Source organism: Agromyces sp. NPDC055520 (assembly GCF_053619715.1).
Window position 1 is genome coordinate 41,887 of record NZ_JBSHJY010000023.1, and the last position, 9,020, is coordinate 50,906.

At 71.9% G+C, this 9,020-nt stretch carries 8 protein-coding genes; 7 read left to right on the plus strand and 1 reads right to left on the minus strand.

Going from position 1 to position 9,020, the window contains the following annotated elements; translation table 11 throughout:
• Positions 1 to 42 precede the first annotated feature (42 nt).
• Together tdh and ACWGST_RS10925 are read left to right on the plus strand one after the other, a co-directional pair.
• The gene (gene tdh / locus ACWGST_RS10920; protein WP_452046690.1) at positions 43 to 1,086 is read left to right on the plus strand and encodes an L-threonine 3-dehydrogenase; all 1,044 of its coding nucleotides are present in this window, start codon (positions 43 to 45) and stop codon (positions 1,084 to 1,086) included.
• A gap of 2 nt (positions 1,087 to 1,088) precedes the next feature.
• A complete protein-coding gene (locus ACWGST_RS10925) occupies positions 1,089 to 2,285 on the plus strand; it encodes a glycine C-acetyltransferase (RefSeq protein ID WP_452046691.1) in 1,197 nt (398 codons plus the stop codon).
• A gap of 77 nt (positions 2,286 to 2,362) precedes the next feature.
• Here ACWGST_RS10925 and ACWGST_RS10930 read toward each other — a convergent pair whose 3' ends face one another.
• Positions 2,363 to 3,127 carry an SDR family NAD(P)-dependent oxidoreductase gene (locus ACWGST_RS10930; protein WP_452046692.1) on the minus strand — a complete coding sequence of 255 codons (765 nt, stop codon included), beginning with the start codon at positions 3,125 to 3,127 and terminating at the stop codon, positions 2,363 to 2,365.
• Between the two features lie 104 nt (positions 3,128 to 3,231).
• Between ACWGST_RS10930 and ACWGST_RS10935 the strand changes: the two genes are divergently transcribed.
• From ACWGST_RS10935 to ACWGST_RS10955, 5 genes are all read left to right on the plus strand, one after another.
• On the plus strand, positions 3,232 to 4,302 hold the full coding sequence (locus tag ACWGST_RS10935; protein ID WP_452046693.1) for a LacI family DNA-binding transcriptional regulator: 1,071 nt from the start codon (positions 3,232 to 3,234) through the stop codon (positions 4,300 to 4,302).
• 183 nt (positions 4,303 to 4,485) lie between these two features.
• The gene (locus tag ACWGST_RS10940) at positions 4,486 to 5,433 is read left to right on the plus strand and encodes an ABC transporter ATP-binding protein (protein WP_452046694.1); all 948 of its coding nucleotides are present in this window, start codon (positions 4,486 to 4,488) and stop codon (positions 5,431 to 5,433) included.
• Complete coding sequence (locus tag ACWGST_RS10945; RefSeq protein ID WP_452046695.1) at positions 5,430 to 7,076, plus strand: ABC transporter permease; 1,647 nt, start codon at positions 5,430 to 5,432, stop codon at positions 7,074 to 7,076. The genes ACWGST_RS10940 and ACWGST_RS10945 overlap by 4 nt, the downstream gene beginning before the upstream one ends.
• A gap of 54 nt (positions 7,077 to 7,130) precedes the next feature.
• Complete coding sequence (locus ACWGST_RS10950; RefSeq protein ID WP_452046696.1) at positions 7,131 to 7,598, plus strand: GbsR/MarR family transcriptional regulator; 468 nt, start codon at positions 7,131 to 7,133, stop codon at positions 7,596 to 7,598.
• Positions 7,599 to 7,630: 32 nt separating this feature from the next.
• Complete coding sequence (locus ACWGST_RS10955) at positions 7,631 to 8,857, plus strand: amidohydrolase (RefSeq protein ID WP_452046697.1); 1,227 nt, start codon at positions 7,631 to 7,633, stop codon at positions 8,855 to 8,857.
• Positions 8,858 to 9,020 lie beyond the last annotated feature (163 nt).

Here is a 9,020-nt window from a genome sequence, read left to right on the forward strand (position 1 = left end):
CCGCCGCACCCAGTGGCTCATGTTCTGAACAACGGAGTTTCGATGAAGGCCCTCTACAAACCCGCCCCCGGCGCCGGCCTCGAGTACGTCGAGCGGCCAGAACCCGTGACGGGCCCGGCCGACGTGAAGATCCGGGTGCTGCGCACCGGCATCTGCGGCACCGACCTGCACATCGAGCAGTGGGACGACTGGGCCGCATCGACGATCGCCGCCCCGCTGATTCCCGGCCACGAGTTCTACGGCGAGGTCGTCGAGGTGGGGCCGCTCGTGCACGACGTCGCCGTCGGCGACCGCGTCTCGGGCGAGGGGCACATCGTGTGCGGCATGTGCCGCAACTGCCGCGCCGGGCGCCGCCAGATGTGCATCCGCACGAAGGGCGTGGGCCTGCATCGCGACGGCGCGTTCGCCGAGTACATCGTCATCCCCGGCCAGAACGTCTGGGTGCACCACGCCGACGTCGACCCCGAGGTGGGCGCGATCTTCGACCCCTTCGGCAACGCCGTGCACACGGCGCTCGCCTTCTCGGTGGTCGGCGAAGACGTGCTCGTCACGGGCAGCGGGCCGATCGGGCTCATGTCTATCGCCGTGGCGCGTCACGTCGGCGCACGATTCATCGTCGCGACGGATGTCTCGCCCGCACGTCTGTCGCTCGCGCTCGAGATGGGCGCCGACGCTGTCGTCGACGTCTCGAAGGAGCGGGTGCGCGCGGCGCAGGAGCGCCTCGGCATGCGCGAGGGCTTCGACGTCGGATTCGAGATGTCGGGGTCGCCGAAGGCGCTGCCCGAGATGATCGAGAACATGAACCACGGCGGGCGCATCGCGATGCTGGGTCTGCCGAGCGAGCCCTACGCGATCGACTGGGGCAAGGTCGTCACGCACATGCTGACGCTCAAGGGCATCTACGGGCGCGAGATGTTCGAGACCTGGAACTCGATGAGCGCGATGCTGCAGACGAGTGCCACACTGCGCGAGCGCGTGGCATCCATCATCAGCGACCGCTACCCGGCGCGCGAGTGGCGTGCGGCATTCGACGCGGCCGCCTCGGGCGGCGTCGGCAAGGTCATCCTCGACTGGACGGAGCTCTGAACATGTACGGAACGGTGAGAGACCAGCTGCGGGCCGAGCTCGACGAGATCGAGGCCGCCGGCCTCACGAAGCGCGAGCGCGGCATCCACGGCCCGCAGTCCTCCGAGATCGAGGTCGCCGGCCGCGAGGTGCTGAACTTCTGCGCCAACAACTACCTCGGGCTCGCGAACGACCCGCGCATCGTCGCGGCGGCGCACGCCGGCCTCGACGACTGGGGCTACGGGCTCGCGAGCGTGCGGTTCATCTGCGGCACGCAAGAGCTGCACCTCGAGCTCGAGAAGCGAGTGTCGTCGTTCCTGGGATACGACGACACGATTCTCTTCTCGTCGTGCTTCGACGCGAACGGCGGCGTCTTCGAGGTGCTCTTCGGGGCCGACGACGCGATCATCAGCGACGAGCTGAACCACGCCTCGATCATCGACGGCATCCGCCTCTCGAAGGCGCGGCGGTTCCGGTATCGCAATCGCGACATGGCCGACCTCGAAGCGCAGCTGGTGGCGGCATCCGATGCCCGACGCCGGGTGATCGTGACCGACGGCGTCTTCTCGATGGACGGCTACATCGCCCCCCTCGCCGAGATCTGCGACCTCGCCGAGAAGTACGACGCGCTCGTCTTCGTCGACGACTCGCACGCCGTCGGGTTCGTCGGCGAGCACGGGCGCGGCACGCCCGAGTACTGCGGCGTCGAGGGCCGGGTCGACATCACGACCGGCACCTTCGGCAAGGCGCTCGGCGGGGCATCCGGCGGCTATGTCGCGGCTCGTCAAGAGGTCGTCGACCTGCTGCGCCAGCGCGCGCGCCCCTACCTCTTCTCGAACACGCTCGCCCCGGCGATCGTGGCGGGCACGATCGAGGCGCTGTCGCTCGTCGCGGGGTCGGGCGAGTTGCGGTCGCGGTTGCGTGCGAACTCGGCGCTGTTCCGTTCATTGATGACGGATGCCTCGTTCGAGCTGCTGCCCGGCGAACACCCCATCGTGCCCGTGATGTTCGGCGACGCCGCGCTCACCGCGCGTCTGGCCGACGCGTTGCTGCGGCACGGGGTGTACGTCACGGCGTTCAGCTTCCCGGTCGTGCCGCGCGGGGCGGCGCGCATCCGTGTGCAGCTGTCGGCGGCGCACTCCGAGGAGGAGATCCGGCGCTGCGTGGCCGCCTTCGTGGCGGCCCGCGACGAGGTGGGCGCGAGCGACACCGTGGGTTGAGCAGCCGCGCCGGCGCCCCTTCGAGACTCGAGCGCGCGCCGGGCGCCGGGCGCCGTCTCGGAACCCGAACGCCCGCGTCAGCGCCCGCGCGCCCCGATCCGGGCGCCGAGCGAGCTCGGTGCGAGCCGTGCGAGGCCCACGAGCAGTCGATACCGAAGCGACGGCACCGAGACGGCCTTGCCGCGTGCGGCATCGCGAAGGCCCTCGGCGACGACCGTCCGGGCGTCGAGCCACATCCAACTCGGAATGCCCTCCTGCCCCGGCGGCAGGCCCAGCCGCTCGTGGAAGTTCGTGTGCGTGTAGCCCGGGCACACGGCGGTCATCGTGACCCCCTTGGGCCCGTACTTCCCATTCGCCCACTCGCTGAACGTGACGAGCCATCCCTTGCACGCGCCGTACGTCGATCGCGGGATGAACGCGGCGACCGACGCGACGTTGATGATGCGGCCGCGCTTGCGAGGGAGCATCGCGCGAAGCGCAGCGTGGCTGAGGCGCATCGGCACCTCGACGTGCAGTTCGAGGTGGCGCACCTCGTCGTCGATGTCGTTGGCCGCGAAGTCGAGCGGAAGGCCGAAGCCCGCGTTGTTCACGAGCAGGTCGATCGGCCGCTCGGGGTCGGAGAGCCGCTCGACGACGAGCTTGAGATGACGCGGCTTCAGCAGGTCGGCGCGCAGCACCTCGACCTCGACGCCGTGCTTGCTGCGGATCCGCTCGGCGAGCTCGTCGAGGGCGGCGCGGTCGCGGGCCACGAGCACGAGATCGGCGCCGGTGGCGGCGAGCTGGCGGGCGAACTCGGCGCCGAGGCCGGAGCTCGCGCCGGTGATGAGGGCGGTTCTCGACATGCCCGCGAGCTTAGGCGATGGCGACGCCACGGGCGCGGCCTCGAAGCCGAAGGTGTCGATCGAATCGATTCGGCTCGGACTCGATTCGGCCTAGACTCGGGCGCATGCAGTCCGATGCTGTTCCACGCCCGACGCTCGCCGATGTCGCGGCACGCGCCGGCGTCTCGCCGTCGACGGCCTCGCTCGCGTTCAGCGGCTCGGGCCCCGTGTCGGCCGCCACGAAAGAGCGGGTGCTCGCCGCGGCATCCGACCTCGGCTATGCGGGCCCCGACCCGCGCGCCCGATCGCTGCGCCGCGGGCGCTCGGGCATCGTCGGCGTCGTGCTCGAAGAGCGCGTGCGGGCGGCGTTCCTCGACCCCGTGAAGATCCAGATGCTCGACGGCATCTCCGAGGGCATCGCGCCCCTCGGTGCGGGCCTGCTGCTGCTGACCGACACCGGTGAGGCGGGCGAGGGTGCGGTCAGCATCGAGAGCGCGCCGGTCGATGCGGTCGTGCTCATCGGCTGCAGCCCGCGCCTGGCGGTGTCGATCGAGGCGCTGCGACGACGCGGCATCCCGGCGGTCGCGATCGAGGGCGAGACCGGGGAAGACATCCCCGAGATCTCGATCGACAACCACCAGGCGACGCGCCGCGGCGCCGAATACCTGCGAGAACTGGGCCATGCGGATGTCGCGATCGTGACCCTGCCCTTCGACGCCGGGCGCACCCGTGGCCCGATCACCGACGAGGTGCTCCGGTCGAGCACCGCGGCGACCGCGAGCCAGCGTCTCGCAGGGGCCCGCGCGGTCTTCCCCGAGGCGACGGGTCGCGTCGCGGGTGCGAGCTCGATCGAAGAGGGCCTCGAGGCCGGCCGGGCGCTGCTCGCCGACCCTGCTCGCCGACCGACCGCCGTCATCGCGCAGAGCGACCTGCTCGCCGCGGGGGTCATCCAGGCTGCCGAAGAGGCCGGTCTGCGCGTGCCCGACGACCTGAGCGTGCTCGGATTCGACGGCATCCGCGTCGACGGACTGCAGCACGATCTCACGACGCTCGCGCAGCCCTCGGTCGCCAAGGGGAGGGCGGCGGGCGAGGCCGTCGTGCAGATGCTCGCGGGCGAACCGCCCCAGTCGCGCTGCTTCACGAGCACGCTGCACGTCGGCGACACGACGGCGCCGCCCCGGCCCGCCGCGCGCTGACCTGGGCACAGGTCGCCGAGCGGGCACTTGATGTCGCCTCCCGTCGGTTGGGGCGGCATCGACTGCCCGTTCGCGGGAGGGAGGTCGGAGTGGGCGGCTGGGCGAGACGGGCGGCTGGGCGAGGGCATTAGGGTTCCGTTAGGAAGATTCACAAATTTGTGAATCTGGCGTAATGTCGGCGCCATGAACACCGTCATCGAAACACGTGGCCTCGAGAAGCGCTTCGGCCGCGTGCGTGCACTCGACGGGCTCGACCTCAGCGTCGAGGCCGGCGAGGTGCACGGGTTCCTGGGCCCGAACGGCGCGGGGAAGTCCACCACGATTCGCGTGCTGCTCGGCCTGATCCGGGCCAGCGGCGGCCACGCGACGCTCTTCGGCCGCGACCCCTGGCGCGACGCCGTCGAGCTGCACCGCCGCATCGCCTACGTGCCCGGCGACGTGAACCTCTGGTCGAACCTCTCGGGCGGCGAGTCGATCGACCTGCTCACGCGCCTGCGCGGCGGCACGACCGACAAGCGCGCCTACTCGGCGCGGCGCGAGCACCTCGCCGAGGTCTTCCAGTTCGACCCGTCGAAGAAGGGCCGCACCTACTCGAAGGGAAACCGGCAGAAGGTCGCCCTCATCGCCGCCCTCGCAACCCCAGCCGACCTCTACATCCTCGACGAGCCCACCTCGGGCCTCGACCCGCTCATGGAGGCGGTCTTCCGGCAGGAGATCACGGCGCTCCTCGGCGACGGCGCGACCGTGCTGCTCTCGAGCCACATCCTCTCCGAGGTCGAGCACCTGTGCGACCGGGTGAGCATCATCCGCGCCGGGCGCACCGTCGAGACGGGAACGCTCGCCGAGCTCCGCCACCTCACGCGCACCGAGATCTCGTTCGCGGGCGAAGGGCTCGACCCCGCCGGCTTCGCGGCCATCCCGGGCGCGCACGACCTCGTGGTCGACGGCGCCAGGGTGCGCTTCACCGCCGACTCCGACGCCATGCCCGAGGTGCTCGCCGCTCTCGGCCGTCTTCGCGCCACGGGCGTCACCGTGAACCCGCCGTCGCTCGAAGAGCTCTTCATGCGGCACTACCACGACGAGATCGCCGAGCCGCAGTCCGCGGCCCCGAGCCTCGAGGGCGTGCGATGAACACGCTGCCGACCCTGCTGCTCGCGCGGTTCCGCCGCGACCGGTGGCAGATCATCGTGTGGATCGCGCTCTTCGCGCTGCTCGAGGTCGTCGGCCGCGCCGCCGTCACCGAGACCTACGGCACCGCGGCAGAGCGCGCGAGCGTCATCAAGCTCGTCATCATGAGCCCGGCGATCCTGATGCTGCGCGGCACCCCGCAGGGCACCGCGGCCGACGCGTTCCAGTTCTTCCTGCTGTTCGGGTTCCTCGGGCTCATGATCGGCCTGATGATGACGTTCCTCGCCGTGCGGCACACGCGCGGCGATGAAGAGGCCGGTCGCGCCGAGCTCGTCGGCTCGACGCCGGCGGGTCGCATCGCGCCGCTCCTCGCGACGGCGCTCGAGGGCGTCATCCTGAGCATCGCGGTCGGCGCGGTCATGGGCGGCGTGGCCTGGGCGTACGGGGCGGATGCCTCGGGCGCACTGTTGTACGCGGCATCCATGTCGGCCGTGGGCATCGCCTATCTCGGCGTCGGTCTGGTGTGCGCGCAGCTCATGCGCACCTCGCGCGGCGCCAACGGCCTCGCGGCCGCGATCGTCACCCTCGGCTACGCCCTGCGCGCGATGGGCGACGCGACGGGCACCGTGCAGCCCGACGGCCTCAGCATGGAGGCCGGATGGTGGAGCTGGCTGAGCCCCATCGGCTGGGGGCAGGCCGTCGCACCCTACACGCACCAGCTCGTCTGGCCGCTCGCGCTGTGCGTCGGCCTGGGCGCGGCGCTCTTCGGCGTCTCGGCCTGGCTGCAGTCGAGCCGCGACCTCGACTCGAGCATCATCCCCGAGCGAGCCGGGCGCTTGCATGCGCCGCTGAGCCTCTCGGGCCCGATCGGGCTGGTCTGGCGCACGCTGCGCAACCCCATCATCGGCTGGACGATCGGCGGCGCGCTCTTCGGCGTCGTGCTCGGCGCGGTCGGGCAGACCGTCGTCGACCTCGTGAACACACCCGACGGGCAGCAGGCCGGTCAGGCGATCAGCGAGACCCTCGCCTCGCTCGCCGGCCCCGATGCGGAGGGCGGCCTGATCGACCTCTTCACGACGGGGCTGTTCGGCCTCGTCGGCGTGCTCGCCGCCGTCGCGGGCGTGCAGGCGATCATGCGAGCCAGGCAGGACGAAGCGGGCGGCACCGCAGAGCTCGTGCTCGCCGCGCCCGTCTCGCGGTTCCGCTGGTTCTCGGCGTACCTGCTGATCGGCGCGGTCTCGGTCGCCGCCGTGCTCGCCTTCGCGGTGCTCGGCGCGTTCCTCGGGCTCATCGGGTCGACGGATGCCTCTGCGCGCATGTCGACCGTCGCCGAAGCCGGTCTCGCTCAGCTGCCGGCCTGCCTCGTGATCGTCGCGGTCGCCGCCCTCGTGTTCGCACTGGTTCCGCGGGCCTCGATCGCCCTCGGCTGGGCGGTGCTGCTCATCGCGATCGTGCTCGGTCAGTTCGGCGGGCTCTTCGGGCTGCCCGAGTGGATGCGCGACATCTCGCCGTTCAGCCACACGCCGATCGTCACCGCCGAGACGATCGACTGGTCGGCGGCGTGGGTGATGGCGGGCATCGCGGTCGTCGTGGCGGCGGGGGCGACGGCCCTCGTGCGGCGGCGGGATCTGGCCCTCGGCGGATGAAGGCGGGCGCGGGGCATCCGCTCTCGCCCCGCTCGTTCTGTGAGGATGGGGAGCATGGCGCGAGACGAACAGGCGATGCACGAGTTCGTCGAGCAGTCCGCCGCGGCGATGGCCGAGGCGGGCTTCCCGCGCATGCCGGCGCGCGTGCTCATGGCGCTCACCGCCGCAGAGTCGCCCGGTCTCACGGCGCGCGAGCTCGGCGACCAGCTCGTCGCGAGCGCCGCCGCGATCTCGGGGGCGGTGCGCTACCTGCAGACGCTGCGCATGGTGCGGTCGGTCTCGCAGCGCGGGTCGCGGCGGGTGCTCTACGAGCTGCCCGAGCACGCCTGGTACACCGTCACGATGGGCAAGAACCCGCTCTACGACCACCTCGAGGCGCTCGCGTCCAAGGCCGTCGAGGCGATCGACGACCCCGACTCGCTCGCCTCGCAGCGCATCGCCGAGATGAGCGACTTCTTCGCGTTCATCCAGCGCCGCATGCCCGAGCTGCTCGTCGAGTGGCGCGCCGAGCGCGGGGCGTGAGCCTGCCCGCTCTCCGCCCCTAGGCTGACGGCATGACCCTCGACCTCGCCGCCGTCTACCGCGACCTGCACGCCAATCCCGAGCTCTCGTTCCAGGAGCACCGCACCGCGGGCATCGTCGCCGAGACGCTCGAAGCGCTCGGGCTGACGGTGACGACGGGCATCGGGCGAACCGGCGTCGTCGGCGTGCTCGAGAACGGCGACGGCCCGGTCGTGCTGCTCCGCGCCGACATGGACGGCCTGCCCGTGCTCGAGTCGACCGGCCTGCCGTACGCGAGCACCGCTCGGGGCACCGACCCCGACGGCAACGATGTTCCGGTCATGCACGCGTGCGGCCACGACGTGCACGTCACGTGCCTGCTCGGTGCCACCGAACGCCTCGTCGCCGATCGCGCCGCATGGTCGGGCACCCTCGTCTCGCTCTTCCAGCCCGCCGAGGAGTGGGGCGGCGGCGCCGAGGAGATGATCGCCGACGGGCTCTACGAGCGGATTCCGAAGCCCGACGTCGTGCTCGGCCAGCACGTCGCCCCGTTCCCCGCCGGGTTCGCCGCGGTTCGCGGCGGTGTGGCGATGGCCGGCGCCGACTCGCTCACGATTCGGCTGCACGGCACCGGCGGGCACGGTTCCCGCCCCGAGACGACGGTCGACCCCGCCTACCTCGCGGCGTCGACGGTCGTGCGACTGCAGGGCATCGTCGCGCGCGAGCTGGCGGCGACGGATGCCGCGGTGGTGACGGTCGGCCAGATCCACGCGGGTCTGAAGAACAACATCATCCCGGCGGAGGCGACCCTCGGACTCAGCGTGCGCACCTTCGACGAGACCGTGCGCACGAAGGTGCTCGCGGCGATCGAGCGCATCGCCCGCGCAGAGGCCGCGGCCTCGGGGGCGCCGCGCGAGCCCGAGTTCGACTACGAGGAGCGCTTCCCGGTCACGGTGAACGAGCCGGCTGCGACCGAGCGCACCGCGGCGGCGCTGCGCGGGGTGCTCGGCGAGCAGCGCGTCATCGACCCCGGCGTGATCTCGGGCAGCGAAGACGTCGGCGTGCTCGCGACCGCGGCCGGCGTGCCGCTCGTGTACTGGTTCCTCGGCGGCTCCGACCCCTCGCTCTTCGGCGACGCGCTCGCGACCGGACGCATGCCGGACGACATCCCCTCGAACCACTCGCCGCACTTCGCGCCGCTCATCGAGCCGACGCTCGGCGTCGGGGTCGACGCGCTCGTCGCCGCAGCGCGGGAGTGGCTCGGCGGGCCCGGCGCCTGATCGCCGGCGTGGCCGGCGCCCTCAGCGCCCCGTGCCCACGACCATCCATGCCGCGCCACGCGCCCTGAGCCCGAGCGTCACCGCCCGCGCACCGAGGTAGCCGATCGCGAACGCTGCCATGAGCCATGCCGGCCCGGCGGCGCCCGGCGGTGCGACGGCGACC

Bases quoted from the DNA above. Each gene is read 5' to 3' on its own strand.
- tdh (WP_452046690.1), top strand. From the start codon at position 43: ATGAAGGCCCTCTACAAACCCGCCCCCGGCGCCGGCCTCGAGTACGTC.
- ACWGST_RS10925 (WP_452046691.1), top strand. From the start codon at position 1,089: ATGTACGGAACGGTGAGAGACCAGCTGCGGGCCGAGCTCGACGAGATC.
- ACWGST_RS10930 (WP_452046692.1), bottom strand. From the start codon at position 3,127: ATGTCGAGAACCGCCCTCATCACCGGCGCGAGCTCCGGCCTCGGCGCC.
- ACWGST_RS10935 (WP_452046693.1), top strand. From the start codon at position 3,232: ATGCAGTCCGATGCTGTTCCACGCCCGACGCTCGCCGATGTCGCGGCA.
- ACWGST_RS10940 (WP_452046694.1), top strand. From the start codon at position 4,486: ATGAACACCGTCATCGAAACACGTGGCCTCGAGAAGCGCTTCGGCCGC.
- ACWGST_RS10945 (WP_452046695.1), top strand. From the start codon at position 5,430: ATGAACACGCTGCCGACCCTGCTGCTCGCGCGGTTCCGCCGCGACCGG.
- ACWGST_RS10950 (WP_452046696.1), top strand. From the start codon at position 7,131: ATGGCGCGAGACGAACAGGCGATGCACGAGTTCGTCGAGCAGTCCGCC.
- ACWGST_RS10955 (WP_452046697.1), top strand. From the start codon at position 7,631: ATGACCCTCGACCTCGCCGCCGTCTACCGCGACCTGCACGCCAATCCC.